The organism is Streptomyces diastatochromogenes, assembly GCF_002242805.1.
Lineage (GTDB): Bacteria > Actinomycetota > Actinomycetes > Streptomycetales > Streptomycetaceae > Streptomyces > Streptomyces diastatochromogenes.
The window spans coordinates 23,149-43,109 of the sequence record NZ_MCGQ01000012.1; the positions used below are offsets into that span (position 1 = coordinate 23,149).

The 19,961-nt window shown below is 71.6% G+C and carries 20 protein-coding genes; 16 read left to right on the forward strand and 4 right to left on the reverse strand.

Annotation, left to right across the window (positions count from 1 at the left end; genetic code table 11):
* Window positions 1–102: 102 nt before the first annotated feature.
* The 11 genes from BEK98_RS13100 to BEK98_RS13150 all read left to right on the forward strand — a co-directional run bounded on the left by BEK98_RS13100 (window position 103) and on the right by BEK98_RS13150 (window position 12,331).
* Complete coding sequence (locus tag BEK98_RS13100) at window positions 103–729, forward strand: NUDIX domain-containing protein (RefSeq protein ID WP_094216662.1); 627 nt, start codon at window positions 103–105, stop codon at window positions 727–729.
* A gap of 163 nt (window positions 730–892) precedes the next feature.
* Window positions 893–2,968, forward strand: a complete 2,076-nt coding sequence (locus BEK98_RS13105) for a tetratricopeptide repeat protein (protein ID WP_094216663.1) — start codon at window positions 893–895, stop codon at window positions 2,966–2,968.
* Window positions 2,969–3,107: 139 nt separating this feature from the next.
* Window positions 3,108–4,232, forward strand: a complete 1,125-nt coding sequence (ald, locus tag BEK98_RS13110) for an alanine dehydrogenase (protein WP_094216664.1) — start codon at window positions 3,108–3,110, stop codon at window positions 4,230–4,232.
* Window positions 4,233–4,646: 414 nt separating this feature from the next.
* Window positions 4,647–5,780 (forward strand): ParA family protein, encoded by a 1,134-nt coding sequence (locus BEK98_RS13115; protein ID WP_094216665.1) that lies wholly within the window; start codon window positions 4,647–4,649, stop codon window positions 5,778–5,780.
* Window positions 5,765–6,328 (forward strand): hypothetical protein, encoded by a 564-nt coding sequence (locus tag BEK98_RS13120; RefSeq protein ID WP_167444151.1) that lies wholly within the window; start codon window positions 5,765–5,767, stop codon window positions 6,326–6,328. The genes BEK98_RS13115 and BEK98_RS13120 overlap by 16 nt, the downstream gene beginning before the upstream one ends.
* A gap of 557 nt (window positions 6,329–6,885) precedes the next feature.
* Window positions 6,886–7,854 (forward strand): segregation and condensation protein A, encoded by a 969-nt coding sequence (locus BEK98_RS13125; RefSeq protein ID WP_425276606.1) that lies wholly within the window; start codon window positions 6,886–6,888, stop codon window positions 7,852–7,854.
* Entirely contained in the window at window positions 7,851–8,504 is a 654-nt protein-coding gene (gene scpB / locus BEK98_RS13130) for an SMC-Scp complex subunit ScpB (RefSeq protein ID WP_094216668.1), read from the forward strand. Before BEK98_RS13125 ends, scpB begins: the two co-directional genes overlap by 4 nt.
* Window positions 8,504–9,622, forward strand: coding sequence for a pseudouridine synthase (locus BEK98_RS13135; RefSeq protein WP_094216669.1), 1,119 nt, complete (start codon window positions 8,504–8,506; stop codon window positions 9,620–9,622). Before scpB ends, BEK98_RS13135 begins: the two co-directional genes overlap by 1 nt.
* A 216-nt stretch (window positions 9,623–9,838) precedes the next feature.
* Window positions 9,839–10,558, forward strand: coding sequence for an NUDIX hydrolase (locus BEK98_RS13140; protein ID WP_094216670.1), 720 nt, complete (start codon window positions 9,839–9,841; stop codon window positions 10,556–10,558).
* Window positions 10,555–11,577 (forward strand): ADP-ribosylglycohydrolase family protein, encoded by a 1,023-nt coding sequence (locus BEK98_RS13145; protein ID WP_094216671.1) that lies wholly within the window; start codon window positions 10,555–10,557, stop codon window positions 11,575–11,577. The genes BEK98_RS13140 and BEK98_RS13145 overlap by 4 nt, the downstream gene beginning before the upstream one ends.
* A 4-nt stretch (window positions 11,578–11,581) precedes the next feature.
* The gene (locus BEK98_RS13150) at window positions 11,582–12,331 is read left to right on the forward strand and encodes a nucleotidyltransferase domain-containing protein (RefSeq protein ID WP_094216672.1); all 750 of its coding nucleotides are present in this window, start codon (window positions 11,582–11,584) and stop codon (window positions 12,329–12,331) included.
* Here the strand turns inward: BEK98_RS13150 and BEK98_RS13155 are convergent.
* Together BEK98_RS13155 and BEK98_RS13160 are read right to left on the reverse strand one after the other, a co-directional pair.
* The gene (locus BEK98_RS13155; protein WP_094216673.1) at window positions 12,257–13,000 is read right to left on the reverse strand and encodes a nucleotidyltransferase domain-containing protein; all 744 of its coding nucleotides are present in this window, start codon (window positions 12,998–13,000) and stop codon (window positions 12,257–12,259) included. The two genes, BEK98_RS13150 and BEK98_RS13155, sit on opposite strands and share 75 nt — an antisense overlap.
* A 21-nt stretch (window positions 13,001–13,021) precedes the next feature.
* Entirely contained in the window at window positions 13,022–13,426 is a 405-nt protein-coding gene (locus BEK98_RS13160) for a Rieske (2Fe-2S) protein (RefSeq protein WP_094216674.1), read from the reverse strand.
* A gap of 172 nt (window positions 13,427–13,598) precedes the next feature.
* Between BEK98_RS13160 and aroH the strand changes: the two genes are divergently transcribed.
* The 5 genes from aroH to der all read left to right on the forward strand — a co-directional run bounded on the left by aroH (window position 13,599) and on the right by der (window position 18,065).
* Entirely contained in the window at window positions 13,599–13,967 is a 369-nt protein-coding gene (aroH, locus tag BEK98_RS13165; protein WP_094216675.1) for a chorismate mutase, read from the forward strand.
* Window positions 13,964–15,049 carry a prephenate dehydrogenase gene (locus BEK98_RS13170; RefSeq protein WP_094216676.1) on the forward strand — a complete coding sequence of 362 codons (1,086 nt, stop codon included), beginning with the start codon at window positions 13,964–13,966 and terminating at the stop codon, window positions 15,047–15,049. Before aroH ends, BEK98_RS13170 begins: the two co-directional genes overlap by 4 nt.
* A 123-nt stretch (window positions 15,050–15,172) precedes the next feature.
* Complete coding sequence (gene cmk, locus BEK98_RS13175; RefSeq protein WP_094216677.1) at window positions 15,173–15,865, forward strand: (d)CMP kinase; 693 nt, start codon at window positions 15,173–15,175, stop codon at window positions 15,863–15,865.
* A 53-nt stretch (window positions 15,866–15,918) separates the two neighbouring features.
* Complete coding sequence (locus BEK98_RS13180) at window positions 15,919–16,506, forward strand: lysophospholipid acyltransferase family protein (protein WP_167444163.1); 588 nt, start codon at window positions 15,919–15,921, stop codon at window positions 16,504–16,506.
* A 77-nt stretch (window positions 16,507–16,583) separates the two neighbouring features.
* On the forward strand, window positions 16,584–18,065 hold the full coding sequence (gene der / locus BEK98_RS13185; protein WP_094216679.1) for a ribosome biogenesis GTPase Der: 1,482 nt from the start codon (window positions 16,584–16,586) through the stop codon (window positions 18,063–18,065).
* A 60-nt stretch (window positions 18,066–18,125) separates the two neighbouring features.
* Here the strand turns inward: der and BEK98_RS13190 are convergent, their stop codons facing one another.
* Both BEK98_RS13190 and BEK98_RS13195 read right to left on the reverse strand, forming a co-directional pair.
* A complete protein-coding gene (locus tag BEK98_RS13190; protein ID WP_094216680.1) occupies window positions 18,126–18,521 on the reverse strand; it encodes a hypothetical protein in 396 nt (131 codons plus the stop codon).
* A 152-nt stretch (window positions 18,522–18,673) separates the two neighbouring features.
* Window positions 18,674–19,459 (reverse strand): hypothetical protein, encoded by a 786-nt coding sequence (locus tag BEK98_RS13195; RefSeq protein ID WP_094216681.1) that lies wholly within the window; start codon window positions 19,457–19,459, stop codon window positions 18,674–18,676.
* Window positions 19,460–19,961 lie beyond the last annotated feature (502 nt).

Below are 19,961 nucleotides of genomic sequence, written 5' to 3' on the forward strand. Positions count from 1 at the left end.
TACGGTGGCCGGGGTGCATACCTTCAAAGGTGCGCACCCCGGTTTCACTGTGGCCGGTCTTTTTTGGCTGGTCTCCTTAAAGCGTGTGTGGAAGGACAGGGCATGACGATCAAGGACACCCCCGAGGAGTGGGAGATCCGGGCGACGGAGACCCCCTTCAGGGGCAACAAGACCTCCGTTCGCACGGATGACGTGGTCATGCCCGACGGCTCCGTGGTCCGCCGCGACTACCAGGTGCACCCCGGCTCGGTCGCCGTCCTCGCCCTCGACGAGGAGGACCGCGTCCTGCTGATCCGCCAGTACCGCCACCCGGTGCGGCAGAAGCTGTGGGAGATCCCGGCCGGCCTGCTCGACGTGCCCGGCGAGAACCCGCTGCACGCCGCCCAGCGCGAGCTGTACGAGGAGGCGCACGTCAAGGCCGAGAACTGGCGGGTGCTGACCGACGTCTACACCACCCCCGGCGGCTGTGACGAGGCCGTACGGATCTTCCTCGCCCGCGATCTGTCCGAGGCCGAGGGGGAGCGGTTCGAGACGGAGCACGAGGAGACCGACATGGAGTACGCGCGCGTGCCGGTCGACGAGCTGGTGCGCCTGGTGCTCGCCGGTGACGTGCACAACAACTGCCTCGTCGTCGGCGTCCTCTCGCTGGTGGCGGCGCGGTCCGAGGGCGGTCTGGACGCCCTGCGCCCGGCCGACGCGCCGTGGCCCGCGCGCCCGTTCGAGTCCTGAACCCACCCGTGCGCACATTGGTGTGACGATCGCCTGATCCGATCGGGGGACGTGCCCGCCGTGCTCTTCCCGGAACGTCGCAGAGCGTGAACTAGGCTCTGGAAAACGCCCGTACCGGAAGATCCGGCGGGCTTGCGCGTGCGGTGGGACGGGAGCGTGGCCCGTGACGGATCAGGCGGTGGACACAGGCGGCGGGCGGCTGTCCGCGCACCCGGCCACGGCGGACCATTTCCTGGGCCGCACACGGGAGTTGAAGGAGCTGCGCGCCGACATCGAGCGCGCGGGCCTGGACACCCTCTCCGGCCGCAAGGCCCCCCGCGCGCGCGTGCTCCTCATCGCGGGCCGCCCCGGCTCCGGCCGGACAGCCGTCGCCGAGGAACTCGTACGACAGGTCGCCGAGCGTTACCCCGACGGCGTGCTGCGGGCCCGGCTCAGCGAGCCCGACGGCACCCCCGTACCGATCGAGCGCACCGCCCGCGAGTTGCTCGCCGCGCTGGACGTGCAGGCACCCGCCGGGGCCGCCGAGGACGACCTGACCGAGGCGCTGCGCGCGGCCCTCGCCGAGCGGCGCGCGCTGCTCCTGCTGGACGACGCGGCCGGCGCCGAGCAGGTCGACGCGCTGCTGCCGGACACCCCGGACTGCCTGGTGGTCGCCGTCTCCGGCGGCCCGCTCACCGGCATCGCGGACGTCCGCCCGTGCACCCTGGGCGGCCTCGACACCAAGTCGGCGGTGGAACTCCTCGCCCGCTACACCGGCTCGGTGCGCATCACCGTCGACCCGCGCTCCGCCGAGAGCCTGGCCGAGGCCTGCCAGGGCCACCCGGCCGCGCTCACCCTGGCCGGCGGCTGGCTCGCCTCCCGGCCCCAGGCGGCCGTCTCCGACCTCGCCAAGCGGATGCACACGGATGCCGTCGAGGGCGCCGAGGGCGCCGACGCCACCCCGCTCGCCCGGGTCTTCCGGCTCGTCCACGACCAGCTGCCGGCCCCCGCCGCCCGGATACTGCGACTGCTCTCGCTGGCCCCGGCCGGCCTGATCGACCCGCACACCGCCTCGGCCCTGGCCGGCTGCTCGGTGGGCGCGGCCCGCGCCGCCCTGGACGAGTTCGTCCTCCTCGGCCTGCTGCGCGCGGTGGACTCCCCGCTGCCCGAGTACGACGTCCCCGGCTGTCTGCACCCGCTGCTGCGCTCCTTCGCCGAGAGCCAGGAACGCCCGGCGGAGCTGCAGCTGGCCCGGGCGCGCATGCTGGAGCGGACCGTACGGCTGCTGCAGTCGTGCCGGGCGATCACCGAGACGGACAGCCCGCAGGCCCGGGAGAAGCTGCAGGAGACGCCCCCGGCGCTCCGCTTCCCCACCCCCCGGGCGGCCGAGGAGTGGCTGCGCGTGCGCCGGCCCGCCCTGCTGGCCGCCGTCCGCGTGGCCGTGGCCGACGGGGAGCTGGACACTCTCGCCCGCCGGCTGATGTCCCAGCTGGTCAGGGCCATGGCGGCACACTTCGGCACCCAGGCGGCCGCGCCCGACCTGTACGGCGTCCACGGCCTGGTGCTGGATGTCGCCGAGCGGCGCGGGCTGCACCGGGAGCGGGCCGCGGCCCTGCTGAACCTGGGCGATCTGGACGCGCAGACCGGCCGCACCCGGGACGCACTGGCCCGCTATCGGGCCGCCCTGGACGCCGGACGCGAAGCAAATGACCCGTACGCGACCCGCCGCGCGATGGAATCCGTAGGCGGCGCGCACCAGGAGCTGGGGGACTACGACCGGGCCGCCGACTGGTTCGGCCGGGCCCTCGCCGAGCGGCTGGCCCGGGGCGAGCGCACCGAGGCCGCCCGGCTCTACGGCCGGATCGCCACCGCCCACACCTACGCGGGCCGCTACGGCGAGGGGCTCAGGAACTGGCGGGCGGCCGCCGCCGGGTACCGCAAGGAAGGTGATGTCGCCGCTTACGCGCGGGCGTTGAGCGAACTGGCCCGGGTCCAGGAGTACGCGGGGCGGCCCGAGGAGTCGCTGCGCACCTGCCAGGAGGCGGCGGAGTGGGCGCGGCGCGCCGACGAGGTCCGGCTGCAGGCCGCGCTGCAGCTCCGGCTGGCCGACACCCTGGACCGGCTCGGCGACCCCACGGCCGCCCGCCTGCACCGGGCGGCGGCCGAGCGCATGCTGAACGAGGAGCAGTCGGAGGACGACTCCAGCGGGGAACAGGACGCTAACGCCTGCGAAATCCGTAGCGCATCCAGCGAAGATTGATGCAATGAAAGGCTAGACAGTCGGAACACCTTCATTAAACTGGCTCTGCCGCTCGTTCTCCTGCGGTGTCTCCCGGTATGCCCCTGCATGCCTGGGTATGTCTTGTAATGCACCCCCCATACCCTCTGAGCCAAGGACCGTGATCCACGTGAAGGTCGGCATCCCCCGCGAGGTCAAGAACAACGAGTTCCGGGTGGCCATCACCCCCGCCGGTGTGCACGAGCTGGTGCGCAACGGGCACCAGGTCGTCATCGAGCGGGGCGCCGGCGTCGGCTCCTCGATCACGGACGACGAGTACGTCTCCGCCGGTGCCGAGATCCTCGGGTCGGCGGACGAGGTCTGGGCCGCCGCGGACCTGCTGCTGAAGGTCAAGGAGCCCATCGCGGAGGAGTACCACCGCCTCCGCAAGGACCAGATCCTCTTCACCTACCTGCACCTGGCCGCCTCCAAGGAGTGCACGGACGCGCTCATCGAGTCCGGCACCACGGCCATCGCCTACGAGACGGTCGAGCTGCCGAACCGCGCGCTGCCGCTGCTCGCCCCGATGTCCGAGGTCGCGGGCCGGCTGGCCCCGCAGGTCGGCGCCTACCACCTGATGCGTCCGGCCGGCGGCCGTGGCGTGCTGCCGGGCGGTGTCCCGGGCGTGACCCCGGCCAAGGCCGTCGTCATCGGTGGCGGTGTCTCCGGCTGGAACGCCACCCAGGTCGCCGTCGGCATGGGCTTCGACGTGACCCTGCTCGACCGCGACATCAACAAGCTGCGCGAGGCCGACAAGGTCTTCGGCACCAAGGTCAAGGCCATCATGTCCAACTCCTTCGAGCTGGAGAAGGCCGTCCTCGACGCCGACCTCGTCATCGGCGCCGTCCTCATCCCGGGCGCCAAGGCCCCGAAGCTGGTCACCAACGAGCTGGTGTCCCGCATGAAGCCCGGAAGTGTTCTTGTCGACATCGCGATCGACCAGGGCGGCTGCTTCGAGGACTCGCGTGCCACCACGCACGCCGAGCCGACCTTCCGGGTGCACAACTCGGTCTTCTACTGCGTCGCCAACATGCCGGGCGCGGTGCCGAACACCTCCACCAACGCCCTCACCAACGCCACGCTGCCGTACATCGTCTCGCTGGCCAACAACGGCTGGGTGGAGGCGCTGCGCCGCGACGCCGCGCTCGCCAAGGGTCTCAACACCCATGACGGCAAGGTCGTTTACAAGGAGGTCGCCGAGGCCCACGGCCTGGAGCACGTGGAGCTGGACTCCCTGCTCGACTGACCCCTCCGACCTGGTGAGTCGCTAAGTCACCGACAGGTAAAAGGCGATTCGTCAACACGCCTCGTCAACACCGCGCACCCGGCCGGACCTTGCCCGACAAGGTCCGGCCGGATGTGTGTATGGTCACTTTGCGACTCTCGGTCAACTCGCCTCGAACGTAACCCTTCGACCGATTCGCACACCGGTGAAACCTGCTGTGCGACGGCCGTACGCCCTTGACAGCGGGATGTTTCATTGCCGACACATCCTGCCGGGTCCGGCGGATTGTGTTGCTGCGGACCGCCGACACGCCATAGAGTCGCCAACCGTCGGCATGGTGCCACGCTGACCTTGTCTAGAAGTTTCCTGGTCACCAAGGAGGTAAGACGACTTGTGAATGAGTCGACATTTTCTCCCGGGGGTGGTCAACCAGGAATGCCTGTACGGGGCCAGGGCTCCGCGGGATTCGAGGCTGTCGGCTCCGTAGCTGTGCGCACCTTCGCAGCCCACCAGAGTCCGGGTCGGCAGACCGTCCGGACAGCACACCAGAGCATGGATGGCCATCACGTGAACGCCATGGCCGGCGACGGAAGTGGCGCGCCCCACAACCAATTCGCCGACTACGACGAACTGCCCGAGGGGCACTTCTACGACCCCGACGCCGAGTACGAGCCCGATCCCGAGTACGCGGCCACGCTCGCGCCCGACGCGGCCCGCCAGCGCCGTGAGCGCATCGGCCCGACCGGACGCCCGCTGCCGTACTTCCCGATCCCGGGCCCGCTGACCGACCACGGCCCCGCGAAGATCATCGCGATGTGCAACCAGAAGGGCGGCGTCGGCAAGACGACGTCGACCATCAACCTGGGTGCCGCGCTCGCGGAGTACGGCCGGCGCGTGCTGCTCGTGGACTTCGACCCGCAGGGCGCGCTGTCGGTGGGTCTCGGCGTCAACCCGATGGAGCTGGACCTCACCGTCTACAACCTGCTCATGGAGCGGGGGATGTCCGCGGACGAGGTCCTGCTGAAGACGGCGGTCCCCAACATGGACCTGCTGCCGTCCAACATCGACCTGTCGGCCGCCGAGGTCCAGCTGGTCTCCGAGGTCGCGCGCGAGTCGACCCTGCAGCGGGCGCTCAAGCCCCTGCTGCCCGACTACGACTACATCGTGATCGACTGTCAGCCCTCGCTCGGCCTGCTCACGGTGAACGCGTTGACGGCCGCCCACAAGGTGATCGTCCCCCTGGAGTGCGAGTTCTTCGCCCTCCGCGGTGTCGCGCTGCTCACCGAGACCATCGAGAAGGTCCAGGAGCGGCTCAACCCCGACCTGGAACTGGACGGCATCCTCGCCACGATGTACGACTCGCGCACGGTCCACAGCCGTGAGGTCCTGGCCCGGGTGGTCGAGGCCTTCGACGACCACGTCTACCACACGGTCATCGGCCGCACGGTCCGCTTCCCGGAGACCACGGTCGCCGGTGAGCCGATCACCACCTACGCCTCCAACTCCGTCGGTGCCGCCGCCTACCGCCAGCTCGCCAGGGAGGTGCTCGCCCGGTGTCACGCCGAGTGAGTCTGCCCGGGGCCGACGAACTCTTCCGTACGACCGGGGGGATGGCGCTCCAGCCGTCCACGCCCCGGCGCGGGGCCAACGGCGAGGCCCGGGTGCCGGCTCCCGCGGGGGAGAGCGACGATGTGGCCGCCGCCGAGGACGTGCCGCCGTCGGTGCCCGTCCAGGGCGGTGACGGCGAGGGCGCGGAGCATGTCGCGGCGGAGGCGGAACCGGCCGAGGCCGGTGAGTCCCGTACCCGGCCGACCCGGCGGGCGCAGGAAGGTTCTTCTGCCGCCTCCGCCCCCGCGGCGGCGGAACAGTCCCGCAAGCGCGGGCGGGCGGCCAACCGGCGGCCCAGCGGGCGCGAGCGGCACGACGAGAAGATCACCGTGTACGTGTCCGCCGAGGAGCTGATGGACCTCGAGCACGCGCGACTGGTCCTCAGAGGCGAGCACGGCCTCGCCGTCGACCGCGGCCGCATCGTCCGCGAGGCGGTCGCCGTGGTCCTGGCGGACCTGGAGTCCCGAGGGGACGCGAGCATCCTGGTACGGCGGCTGCGGGGTCGCTAGTCGGCACCGCGGGCCGTAAGCGATAGCCTGCGACGGCCATGACCTCGAACGACGCTTCCGCCCCCGGCCCAGCCGCCGGTCGCAGACGTGCGCTCGGCCGGGGACCTGGAACGTCGCGACCCGAGCCGACGCCGGCCACCGGGCCGGCGGCACCACCAGTCACCCCTGAGCCACCACCGGCGGCTGCCGACCCGGAGTCGGAGGCGCGGCCGGTAGGCCCTGAGGCGGGGTCCGTGGGGCAGCCGGAGGCCGTTGAGCCGGAGGCTGGGGCAGCGCGGCTTGCGGCTGCCGAGGCGGAGGCACGGCCGACAGGCCCTGAGACGGACCCTGTGGGCGGGCCGACGGCCGTTGAGGCGGAGTCCTTGGTGCGGCCGGTAGGCCCTGAGGCGGGGTCCGTGGGGCAGCCGGAGGCCCTTGAGCCGGAGGCTGGGGCGCGGCTTGCGGCTGTCGAGGCGGAGTCCGTGGTGCAGCCGGTCGTATTGGGGTCCGGTGTGGCGCCGGAGGCCGTTGTGCCAGGGGCTGGGGCGTGGCTGACTGCAGGCGAGGCGGAGTCTGTGGTGGGGTCGGCAGCCCGCGAGGTGGAGTTTTCCCCGGCGGTGGCACCGGAGCACGGGCAGGAGGTCAGCGCCGTACCGGCGGGGCCGGCCAGGGACGAGATCGGGTATCCGGGCGTGCCCGGTGTCCCGGAGTCCGGCGAGCCCGTTGCCGATGGCGTCTTCAAGGTTCGGCTCGCCAACTTCGAGGGCCCCTTCGATCTGCTTCTCCAGCTCATCTCCAAGCACAAGCTGGACGTCACCGAGGTCGCCCTCTCCAAGGTCACCGACGAGTTCATGGCGCACATCCGGGCCATGGGGCCGGACTGGGACCTGGATCAGACGACCGAGTTCCTCGTCGTCGCCGCCACCCTGCTGGACCTCAAGGCGGCCCGGCTGCTGCCCACCGCCGAGGTCGAGGACGAGGCCGACCTCGCGCTGCTGGAGGCCCGGGACCTGCTGTTCGCACGGCTGCTGCAGTACCGCGCCTACAAGCAGATCACCGACATCTTCAATCGGCGCCTGGACGAAGAGGCCCGCCGCTATCCGCGTACCGTCGGCCTCGAACCCCAGCACGCGGAGCTGCTGCCCGAGGTCGTCATCAGCATCGGGCCCGAGGGCTTCGCCAAGCTCGCCGTCAAGGCGATGCAGCCCAAGGCCAAGCCCCAGGTGTACGTCGACCACATCCACGCCCCGCTGGTGAGCGTGCAGGAGCAGGCGGGGATCGTCGTCGCACGGCTGAGGGAACTCGGCGAGGCCAGCTTCCGGGTGCTGGTGGAGGACATCGACGACACCCTCACGGTCGTGGCCCGGTTCCTCGCGCTGCTGGAGCTGTACCGGGAGAAGGCCGTGGCCCTGGACCAGGAGACCGCGCTCGGGGACCTGATCGTGCGCTGGACCGGCGGCGACTCGGACGCGGCGCCGAGGGTCACCGACGAGTTCGACCGGCCGCCCGAGGAGCCCAAGGAGTCCAAGGAGGAGAGGAAGGCATGAGCGAGGAGACCGCGGAACCCCCGGCGGGACTCCGTACCGTCGCCGATCTCGATCTCAAGCCCGCCCTGGAGGCGGTCCTCATGGTCGTGGACGAGCCCGCCACCGAGGAGCACCTGGCGAAGATCCTGGAGCGGCCGAAGCGGCAGATCGCGGACGCGCTGCGGGAGCTGGCCGACGACTACACCGTGCAGGGCCGCGGCTTCGAGCTGCGGTTCGTCGCCGGTGGCTGGCGCTTCTACAGCCGCGCCGAGTACGCGCCCGCCGTCGAGCGGCTGGTACTGGACGGCCAGACGGCCCGCCTCACCCAGGCCGCGCTGGAGACCCTGGCGGTCGTCGCCTACCGCCAGCCCGTCAGCCGCAGCCGCGTCTCCGCCGTGCGCGGAGTCAACTGTGACGGTGTGATGCGCACCCTCCTGCAGCGCGGTCTGGTCGAGGAGGCGGGCACGGAACCCGAAACAGGTGCGATCCTGTACAGGACGACGAACTACTTCCTGGAGCGGATGGGCCTGCGCGGCCTGGACGAGCTCCCGGAGCTCGCGCCCTTCCTTCCGGAGGCGGAGGCGATCGAGGCCGAGACCCAGGAGGGTGTGCCGTCGTTCGATCCGGACGCTCCGGATTCCGAGGACGCAGACGACAAGACGGAACTTTGATGCGAAGCAGCAGCGGCAGGAACAGCAGCGGAAACAACGGCGGGAGCCGTGGTGGCAACAGCGGCGGCCGCGGCGGGAGCAGCGGTGGCCGCGGTAATTACCGCGGCGCCGGGAACGCCCGCGACGACAAGCAGGTCGGCCGGCCGAAGAAGCCGCGCCCGGAGGAGCGCCGCTACGACGTGGGCCCCGGCGCCACCCAGGACGGCCCCAAGTCCGGGCGGGGCGGCGCGGCGCGCGGCGGTGCCAAGGGCGGCCCCAAGCAGGCCCAGCCGCGCAGTGGGCGGACGGCTCCGGGAACCTCCCGCGAGTACGAGGCACGTGCCGAGGAGCGCAACCGGGAGCGGTACGCGGGCAAGAAGGACGTCAAGCTGCCCAAGACCTTCCCCGGCGCCGAGCAGGAGGGCGAGCGGCTGCAGAAGGTCCTCGCGCGCGCGGGCTACGGCTCCCGGCGCGCCTGCGAGGAGCTGATCGAGCAGGCCCGCGTCGAGATCAACGGCGAGATCGTCCTCGAGCAGGGCCGCCGCGTCGACCCGGAGAAGGACGAGGTCAAGGTCGACGGCCTGACCGTCGCGACCCAGTCGTACCAGTTCTTCTCGCTGAACAAGCCCGCCGGTGTCGTCTCCACCATGGAGGACCCCGAGGGGCGCCAGTGCCTCGGTGACTACGTCACCAACCGCGAGACCCGGCTCTTCCACGTCGGCCGGCTCGACACCGAGACCGAGGGCGTCATCCTGCTCACCAACCACGGAGAGCTGGCGCACCGCCTCACGCACCCCAAGTACGGCGTGAAGAAGACGTACCTCGCGGCCATCGTCGGCCCGATCCCGCGCGACCTGGGCAAGCGGCTGAAGGACGGCATCCAGCTCGAGGACGGCTACGCGCGCGCGGACCACTTCCGGGTCGTCGAGCAGACCGGCAAGAACTACCTGGTCGAGGTGACCCTGCACGAGGGCCGCAAGCACATCGTGCGCCGCATGCTCGCCGAGGCCGGCTTCCCGGTCGAGAAGCTGGTGCGTACGTCCTTCGGGCCGATCACCCTGGGCGACCAGAAGTCCGGCTGGCTGCGTCGCCTGTCCAACACCGAGGTCGGGATGCTCATGAAGGAGGTCGACCTCTAGGAGGCGTCCGCGTAGCGCCTGCGTGGTGTCTGCGTGGTGTCTGCGTGGCGTTCTGGCGGCCGGTTCCGGGTATTCCGGGACCGGCCGTCGGCGTATCCGCGAGCGGGGCTCCAGGGGGCGCTGAGGGGCTTGCGGATCAACGCGCGGGCCTTTATGGTCGTAGCGACTATTAGTCGGACTGGCCGTGAAGCCGACCACAAAAGGGGGTGCCGGGTCATGGAGGGCTACGACAAGTACGCCTACGAACCCTTCGCCGTCACCGTCGATCTCGCCGTCCTCACGCTCCGCGAAGGCGCCCTGCACGTGCTGCTGGTCGAGCGCGGGCAGGAGCCGTACGCCGGTCACTGGGCGCTGCCCGGTGGCTTCCTGCTGCCCGACGAGTCCGCGGAGACGGCCGCCCGGCGCGAACTCGCCGAGGAGACCGGGCTCGACGACGTCTCCGGGCTGCACCTGGAGCAGCTGCGCACCTACAGCGAGCCCGACCGCGACCCCCGGATGCGGGTCGTCTCCGTCGCCTTCACCGCGCTGCTGCCCGAGCCCCCCGAGCCGCGCGGCGGCGGTGACGCGGCCCAGGCCCGCTGGCTGCCGTACGACTCCGCCGGGCCGCTCGCCTTCGACCACGACCGGATCCTGGCTGACGCCCATGAACGGATCGGCGCCCGGCTGGAGAACAGCTGCGTCGCCACCGCCTTCTGCCCGCCCGAGTTCACCCTCGGCGAGCTGCAGCAGGTCTACGAGACGGTGTGGGGCACGGCCCTGGACCGGCCCAACTTCCGCCGCAAGGTGCTTGCCACGCCCGGCTTCGTGGAACCCGTCCCCGGCGCCGCCCGGCTGACCGGCGGCCGCGGCAAGCCGGCCGCCCTCTACCGCGCGGGCGCCGCGACCAGCCTGCACCCGCCCCTGCTCCGACCGTCCCGGGAAGGACGCCCCGCATGACCACGTTCCACACGAGCAAGCGCGCCGCCTCCGGATCCCTGACCGGACTCGCCCTCGGGGACGCCCTGGGCTTCCCGACCGAGTTCAACGACGTGCCCTCGATCCTCGCCAAGTGCGGGCCCTGGCGGGAGATGGAGCTGCCGCAGCGCGCCTTCGTCTCCGACGACACGCAGATGACCCTCGCCGTCGGCCGCGCCCTCAGGACGGCCATGGACCGTGGTGTGCTCGCCCCGAAGCGGCTGGAACGGCCGCTGCGCGAGGAGTTCGTGGACTGGTACCAGTCGCCGGACAACAACCGCGCCCCCGGCCGCACCTGCCTGACCGCGTGCGCCCTGCTGAAGGAGGAGAGCCGGGCCTGGCAGGACGCCAGCCAGATCGGCTCGAAGGGCTGCGGTGCCAACATGCGCGTCGCCCCCGTCGGACTCGCCCCCGGCCTGAGCGACGAACAGCGCGCCGGCGCCGCCCAGTTGCAGTCCGCGCTCACCCACGGACACCCCACCGCGCTGGCCGCCTCCGACCTGACCGCCCGCGCGGTCCACCTGCTCGCCCGGGGCACCGACCCGGCCGGACTCGTCGGACAGCTGCGCTCGTACGCCCACGACAACCGCAGCCACTACCACCACACCTGGCTCGGCGACCTGTGGACCCGCTCCCAGGACCCCAGCCCCGAGCACTTCATCACGCGCGGCTGGGACGAGTGCCTGGAGATCCTCGGCCGGGTCCAGGAAGCTGTGGGCACGGTCTCACCAGAGACCGACCCGTGCCTGGCCACCGGCGAGGGCTGGATCGCCGAAGAGGCCTTCGCCACCGGGCTGCTGTGCTTCCTGCTCTTCCCCGACGAGCCCGTCACCGCCCTGCGCCGGGCCGCCTGCACCGCGGGCGACTCGGACTCCATCGCCTGTCTCACCGGCGCCTTCGCGGGCGCCTGGCTGGGCGCGGACGCCTGGCCCACCGAGTGGGCCGACCGGATCGAGTACCGGGGCGACCTGTTGGCCCTGGGAGCGCTCTGGGACGCTTAGGCCCATGATCGACGACCTCGACCTGGACCTGGCGCCCGTGATCGCCGAACAGCCCGACCCGCTGCTGTTCGCGACCGTATCCGGAGCCCACCTGTACGGCTTCCCGTCCCAGGACTCCGACCTGGACCTGCGCGGCGCCCACCTGCTGCCCACCGCCGACCTGGTCGGGCTGCGCGAGCCGGAGGAGACCCGGTCGCGGGCGTGGGTGCGGTTCGGCGTCGAGATGGACCTCGTCACCCATGACGTGCGCAAGTTCGTACGGCTGATGCTCCGGCGCAACGGCTATGTGCTGGAGCAGCTGCTCTCGCCCCTCGTCGCGCACACCACCGAGGAGCACCGGGAGCTGATCGCACTGGTGCCGGGCGTCCTCACCGGCCACCACGCCCACCACTACCGCGGGTTCGCGGTGACCCAGTGGCGGCTGTTCGAGAAGACCGGCGAACTCAAGCCGCTGCTCTACACGTTCCGCGTGCTGCTCACCGGCGTCCACCTGATGCGCAGCGGCGAGGTGCAGGCCCACCTGCCCACACTCCTGGAGCAGGTGGACGCGCCCGGCTATCTGCCCGAGCTGATAGCCGCCAAAGCCGAGCACGAGCACGGCACCACCGACATCGAGCACGCGCGCGTGGAGGCCGACGTGGAGCGGCTGCACGCCGTGCTCGACGCGGCGCAGGCCGCCTCAGCCCTGCCCGACGCGCCCAGCGCGCACGACGCCCTGCACGACTTCGTGGTGCGCGTCCGACGCGCAGGCTGACGCACGGCGCACCCGGTGCAGAAAGTCGGCCACGCGCGCGTGGTCCGGCTCCGGCGGCAGCGGGGTGCGGTGCAGGGCCTCCTCGGTCTCGGCCGCGAGCCGGGCCATCCGCGCCTCCACCTCTGCCCAGGGGACCTCGCCCCGCTTCACCGCCAGCAGCGGCTCCCGCCGGTCGCCGACGTCGAGCCGCAGCTCTCCGGTGCGCAGCAGGTCGCGGGCGCTCATCAGCAGGCGGAGCAGGTGCATCGCGTGCTTCCAGCGCGGGGCGCCCGTCGTACGGACGTCGGCGTCCAGCTTGCGGCGCTGGCCGAGGGCGTAGCGGGTGAAGGTGTCGTAGGCGCGCCGGGAGAGGAAGGCGCCGCGCAGGGACAGCAGCTCGCGGCCGGTGTCGTCCAGGTGCTCCACCAGCGGGGAGTGCAGACATTCCAGAATGTTCGGGTTGCCGCGCAGCGCCAGCTCGCAGAACCGCTCCAGCTCCCAGGAGAACCGCTCCTCGCCCGGCCCCTCCACATGCGTCGGCGGCTTCTCGAACCGCCAGAACAGGGGGGTGGGGGCGAGGAAGACGCCCCTGCGGTCGGTGTCGCTGGCGTCCGTGGCCAGACCGAAGGCCCGCGAGCCCATGACACAGGCGTAGATCGTGTGGTCGCGTACGAGATCTTCGGGCTGCATGCCGGGAGCGTACGGGGCCGCTCACGCCAGGCGGATCGAATTTCCCTCCACCTTGATCGTCTTGGGGGGCAGCGGCTTGGTCGCCGGGCCGTGCGCCACCGAGCCGTCGGCGATGTGGTACTTGCTGCCGTGACAGGGGCAGTCGATGGTGCCGTCCGCCACCTGGTTCACCGTGCAGCCCATGTGGGTGCAGATCGCCGAGAAGGCCTTGAACTCGCCCTTCGTCGGCTGGGTGACCACGACTTTCTGGTCCTTGAAGATCTTGCCGCCGCCCTCCGGGACGGCACCGGTCTTCGTCAGGTCCTGGCTGCCGGGGGACGTGTCGCTCTTGGTGCTCTCGCTGCCGCAGCCGGCGGCGAGCGCCACCGCGCCCGTCGTCATGAGGACCGTGCGCCGCGTCGTGCCGTAAGCCGTGCCGTAAGTCATGCCGTCACTCCGAACGTAGAGAACGTAGAGAACACAGACAGGAAGAAAGTCCCAATTTGCGACATCTTCGCATCAACCGTCTCAGCGGGCGGTCGCCGCGCGCCCGGCCGACCGGGTCTGACTAGGCTGGACGGACCAAGAGCCGATACGCATGTCAGCGAGGAGCAGCGCCGTGGCGGTACGAGCGGTCCGGGGGGCCGTCCAACTGGAGCGGGACGAGGCCGGGCACATGGAAGAGCAGGTGGGCGCCCTGCTCACCGCCATCCTGGAGCGGAACGGACTCACCGCCGACGACCTGATCAGCATCTGGTTCACGGCCACCCCCGACCTGCACAGCGACTTCCCGGCGGCCGCCGCCCGCAAGCTCGGCATCGGCTTCGCCGATGTACCCCTGATCTGCGCCCAGGAGCTGGACATCGACGGCGCCATGCCCCGGGTCGTCCGGGTGCTCGCGCACATCGAGTCGGACAAGCCCCGCGCCGACATCGCCCACGTCTACCTCGGCGCCGCCGCCGCCCTGCGCAAGGACATCGCCCAGTGAGGACCGCACTCGTCATCGGCACCGGGCTCATCGGCACCTCCGCCGCGCTCGCCCTGACCCAGCGGGGCGTCGTCGTCCACCTCGACGACCACGACCCCGAGCAGGCCCGTACGGCGGCCGCGCTGGGCGCCGGCGCCGACGCGGCCCCCGACGGCCCGGTGGACCTCGCGATCGTCGCCGCCCCGCCCGCCCACGTGGCCGGTGTCCTCGCGGACGCCATGGCCCGGGGAGTGGCCCGCGGCTACATCGACGTGGCCAGCGTCAAGGGCGGCCCGCGCCGCGAGCTGGAGGCCCGTGGCCTCGACCTCTCCTCCTACATCGGCACCCACCCGATGTCCGGCCGGGAGAAGTCCGGCCCGCTGGCCGCGACCGCCGATCTCTTCGAGGGCCGCCCCTGGGTGCTCACCCCGACCCGGGACACCGACACCGAGGTGCTCAACCTCGCCCTGGAACTGGTCTCGCACTGCCGGGCCGTGCCGGTCGTCATGGACGCCGACGCCCACGACCGGGCCGTCGCCCTCGTCTCGCACATGCCCCACCTGGTCTCCAGCATGGTCGCCGCGCGCCTGGAGCACGCCGAGGAGGCGGCCGTACGGCTGTGCGGGCAGGGCATCCGGGACGTGACCCGGATCGCCGCCTCCGACCCCCGGATGTGGATCGACATCCTCTCGGCCAACCCCGGCCCGGTCGCCGATCTCCTCGCGGACGTCTCGGCCGACCTGGACGAGACCGTCCGCGCCCTGCGCGCCCTGCAGTCCTCCGACGAGGACAAGCGGCGCGAGGGCGGTCAGGGCATCGAGGACGTGCTGCGGCGCGGGAACGCGGGGCAGGTCCGGGTACCGGGCAAGCACGGCAGCGCGCCGCGCGTGTACGACACCGTCGTCGTCCTCATCGACGACCAGCCCGGCCAGCTGGCCCGCATCTTCGCGGACGCGGGACGGGCCGGGGTCAACATCGAGGACGTGCGCATCGAGCACGCGACCGGACAGCAGGCCGGCCTGGTCCAGCTGATGGTCGAGCCGAAGGCGGCGCCGGTGCTGAAGGAGGCGCTGCGCGAGCGAGGGTGGGCCCTGCGGCAGTAGGGCGCCCGGCGCCGGCGGGCGGTCGTCCGTTCGGGTCACCCGCACCCAGTAACCTTGTGCAGGGCGCTCTCGCTCCCCCAACCCCGCTCACCGCACCGCACCGCACCAGGAAGGTGTCCCCTCGTGGAAAACGGCGCCCCGACCGCCAAGTCCGTGATCGTCGCGATCGACGGCCCCTCCGGCACGGGCAAGTCGAGCACGTCGAAGGCCGTGGCCGCCCAGCTGGGCCTGAGCTACCTGGACACCGGCGCCCAGTACCGGGCGATCACCTGGTGGATGGTGAGCAACGGCATCGACCTGGAGGACCCGACCGCGATCGCGGCCGTCGCCGGCAAGCCGGAGATCATCTCCGGCACCGACCCGGCCGCCCCGACCATCACGGTCGACGGCATCGACGTGGCCGGCCCGATCCGTACCCAGGAGGTCACCTCCAAGGTCAGCGCGGTCAGCGCGGTGCCCGAGGTGCGCTCCCGGATCACCGAGCTGCAGCGCTCGCTGGCCTCCGGCGCCGAGTACGGCATGGTGGTCGAGGGCCGCGACATCGGTACGACCGTGCTGCCGGACGCCGACCTGAAGATCTTCCTCACCGCCTCCCCGGAGGCCCGCGCGGCCCGCCGCAGCGGCGAGCTGAAGGGCGCGGACATCCACGCCACCCGCGAGGCGCTGATCAAGCGGGACGCGGCCGACTCCAGCCGCAAGACCTCGCCGCTAGCCAAGGCCGGCGACGCCGTCGAGGTGGACACCACCGAGCTCACCCTCGCCCAGGTCATCGAGTGCGTCGTCACCCTGGTCGAGGAGAAGCGGGCCGGGAAGTGAGCCTTCCGTCCGAGCGGGGCGCCGAGGTCGGCCGGCGCATCGGCGTCGGCCTGATGTACGGGCTGTGGAAGCCGCGCGTGCTCGGCGCCTGGAAGGTGCCCGCGACCGGTCCGGTGATCCTCGCCGTGAACCACTCCCACAACGTCGACGGCCCGATGGTCATGGGGGTGGCGCCCCGGCCGACGCACTTCCTGATCAAGAAGGAGGCGTTCATCGGCCCGCTGGACGCCTTCCTGACCGGCATCGGCCAGGTGAAGGTGGACCGCGCCTCGGCCGACCGCACGGCGATCACCCAGGCCCTCGGCATCCTGGGGGACGGGGGAGTGCTGGGCATCTTCCCGGAGGGCACCCGGGGCGAGGGCGACTTCGCCTCGCTGCGCGCCGGGCTCGCCTACTTCGCGGTCCGCAGCGGGGCACCGATCGTGCCCGTGGCGGTCCTGGGAAGCTCCGACCGGCCCGGCCGGTTGATAAAGGCACTGCCCCCGCTGCGCTCCCGCGTCGACGTCGTCTTCGGCGACCCGTTCGAGGCGGGCGACGGCAGCGGACGGCGTACGCGCAAGGCGCTGGACGAGGCGACCGAGCGCATCCAGAAGCAGCTCACCAGCCACCTGGAAAACGCCAGGCGCCTGACCGGGCGCTAGGCGACACTTGAGTAGTGGATCAGCCCATAAAGGGCCGTTCCACCGATCACCACGATGAACGACGAGGTACGGACTTCATGAGCGACCAGATCCAGCCCGACGGCTCGGCCGAGCACGAGTACGAGCACGGGGCGCTCGGCGACGCCGAGTACGCGGAGTTCATGGAGCTCGCCGCCGAAGAGGGCTTCGACATCGAGGACGTCGAGGGCGCCATCGAGGCGGCGGGCCACGGCCCGCTGCCCGTGCTCGCCGTCGTCGGCCGCCCCAATGTCGGCAAGTCGACCCTGGTGAACCGGATCATCGGCCGCCGCGAGGCGGTCGTCGAGGACAAGCCCGGCGTCACCCGCGACCGCGTCACCTACGAGGCCGAGTGGGCCGGCCGCCGCTTCAAGGTCGTCGACACCGGCGGCTGGGAGCAGGACGTCCTCGGCATCGACGCCTCCGTCGCCGCCCAGGCCGAGTACGCGATCGAGGCGGCCGACGCGGTCGTCTTCGTCGTGGACGCCAAGGTCGGCGCCACCGACACCGACGAGGCGGTCGTACGACTGCTGCGCAAGGCCGGCAAGCCGGTCGTGCTGTGCGCCAACAAGGTCGACGGCCCGAGCGGCGAGGCCGACGCGGCCTACCTGTGGAACCTCGGCCTCGGCGAGCCGCACCCCGTCTCGGCGCTGCACGGCCGCGGCACCGGTGACATGCTCGACGCCGTCCTGGAGGCGCTGCCCGAGGCACCCGAGCAGACCTTCGGCGGCGCGGTCGGCGGACCGCGCCGGATCGCCCTGATCGGCCGCCCGAACGTCGGCAAGTCCTCGCTGCTCAACAAGGTGGCCGGCGAGGAGCGCGTCGTCGTCAACGAGCTGGCGGGCACCACCCGCGACCCGGTCGACGAGCTGATCGAACTGGGCGGCGTCACCTGGAAGTTCGTCGACACCGCCGGCATCCGCAAGCGTGTCCACCTCCAGCAGGGCGCCGACTACTACGCCTCCCTGCGCACGGCCGCGGCCGTGGAGAAGGCCGAGGTCGCGGTCATCCTGATCGACGCCTCCGAGAACATCTCCGTGCAGGACCAGCGGATCATCACCATGGCGGTCGAGGCCGGCCGCGCGATGGTCATCGCCTACAACAAGTGGGACAACCTCGACGAGGAGCGCCGCTACTACCTGGAGCGGGAGATCGAGACCGAGCTGGGCCAGGTCGCCTGGGCACCCCGCGTCAACGTCTCGGCCCGCACCGGCCGCCACATGGAGAAGCTGGTCCCGGCGATCGAGACCGCGCTCGCCGGCTGGGAGACCCGCGTGCCGACCGGCCGCCTGAACGCCTTCCTCGGCGAACTGGTCTCGGCCCACCCGCACCCGGTCCGGGGCGGCAAGCAGCCGCGCATCCTGTTCGGCACCCAGGCCGGCACCAAGCCGCCGCGGTTCGTCCTCTTCGCCTCCGGCTTCATCGAGGCGGGCTACCGCCGCTTCATCGAACGCCGCCTGCGCGAGGAGTTCGGCTTCGACGGCACGCCGATCCACATCTCGGTGCGGGTGCGCGAGAAGCGCGGCGCGAAGAAGAAGTAGTACCTCCCCGGCGCATGACGAAGGGCGGCCCCTGCTCCAGGGGCCGCCCTTCGCCGTACGTCACACACTCCGGCGCGGAGCCGGTGGCAGCCCCGCCGGAACGTGGTGCATCCCGGTGTCCTGCTGCCGCCCGAGGGTGCCGACCCGCTGCCACTGCGACTGCTGCCGCGCGCTGTAGGCCCCCGCGCTGTAGGCACTGTACGAACTGCTGAACGACCCCGGCCGGTGTCCGCCGTACGAGCCCGTGCTGTGCGGCATGTTCCCGAAGGCCGTGAAGTCCAGCCCCTCCTCACCGCTGCGGTCACCCGGCAGCGTACGGAAGGTCTTGACCCACTCCGCGTAGAGCGAGTCGTAGATCGGCGTGGCCGATGCGCCCACAACCTCCTGCCCCGCCCGCGCGGACGGAATGGAGGAGAAGCCGGACCGGAGAGGCGGGGGAGCGTCGTATGCGTGCACGTATGTCCAAACGACGGGCACCCTAAAGAGATGCGGTCCGACAAATAGGGGCGCGGGGCAGCATCAATTTGCGGCTCCGCCGCGTGGGCGCGACAAGCCACGTACCACCCGCGGCCGCCGGACACCCGCGACCCCCGCCCCTTGGGCGACTGTCACGTACCCGCGAGCGGCAGCGCCGCCGCCACCAACTTCCCGTTCGCCGCCGCCTTGTCGAGAGACGCCCGCAGCAGGTCCTCCCGAGGCTGCCGCCCGATGGACCCCACCGGCGCCGCGAACATCAGCACCTGCTGGTGCTTGTTGGCGGCGGCCCGCCAGCTGTCCGTCACCTGCAGCGGCTGATGCGCCTGCCACCAGGCGACCGGCTGTCCACCGTTGGTGCCCGGCTGCAGCACCGCGTGCAGCTGGCCGACGGCGAGCAGCACCGACCAGCCGTGCAGCACCGGCGGAACGGTCACCAGCTCGGTCACCGGCATGTAGCCCTGCTCGATGAGGAGCGGAAGGAAGTCGTCGCCGGCCGCGGTGGAGCCGGGACGCACGATGGGCGCGGTCGGCTCGACCACGAGCGCGGGGTGCAACTCACCCTCGATGAGGACGAGTCCGCTGGTCACGCCGAGCACGGCCTGCTCGGGCACCGCCCTGTGCGACTCGCCCACGCCGGGGGCGCTGCCGCCGATGGAGCGCACCGCGCCCTGCAGCTGCTCCTCGGTGACCTGGACGACCTGCGAGGGCAGGCAGCCGGCGTGGGCGAAGGCGAGGACGGCGGTCTCGTCGCCGACGAACAGAACGGTGCTGGTGCGCTCCTGCTCGGAGTCGCCCGGGGTGCGGCAGGAGGTGCAGTCGTAACTGCCCGGGGCGTTCTCTCCGGCGAGCAGCCGGTCGGCTTCTTCGTCGCCGATCTCGGCGCGTACGGCGTCACTGACGTCGAGCATGCGCGGCACGGTGGCTCCCTCGGGATGCGGTGCTGGGTCGGCCGGGTGGCTCCCGGCCCCTGAGCCCCGGGGTTCCGGGCTCATGAAGAAGACAACGGGCGTCCTGTGGTGGTGGTCACGCCCAGGGGAGAACGGAATCGAACCATCCACCGCACAGGGTCACCTTCGGTACGGAATTGGCCACTCACGGTCAACTGTGTTCGTAGTCAAGGAACTTGAAAGGGTGAAGTGAGTCACAGATCGCCTGAACGGGTGGTCGAAAAATCAGGAAATCAGTGGATGAAACGGCTGGCCGAAAATTGCCGATACCGAGGGTAACCACGAACTGGCCTGGAATGACAGGGAGTTGGTTGATATCGGCGGCCCGATCTCCCTAGATTCCTCCGCCGTGTGCAACGAGCACCGCTCGGGTACGTCCGCCGGCCGGCACCAGGCAGAGCACGATCAGGCACCGGCCGCGGCGGACGGGGCGGGCGCGAGGAACCGCGGTCCTGCGCGGCGAGACGCGCTC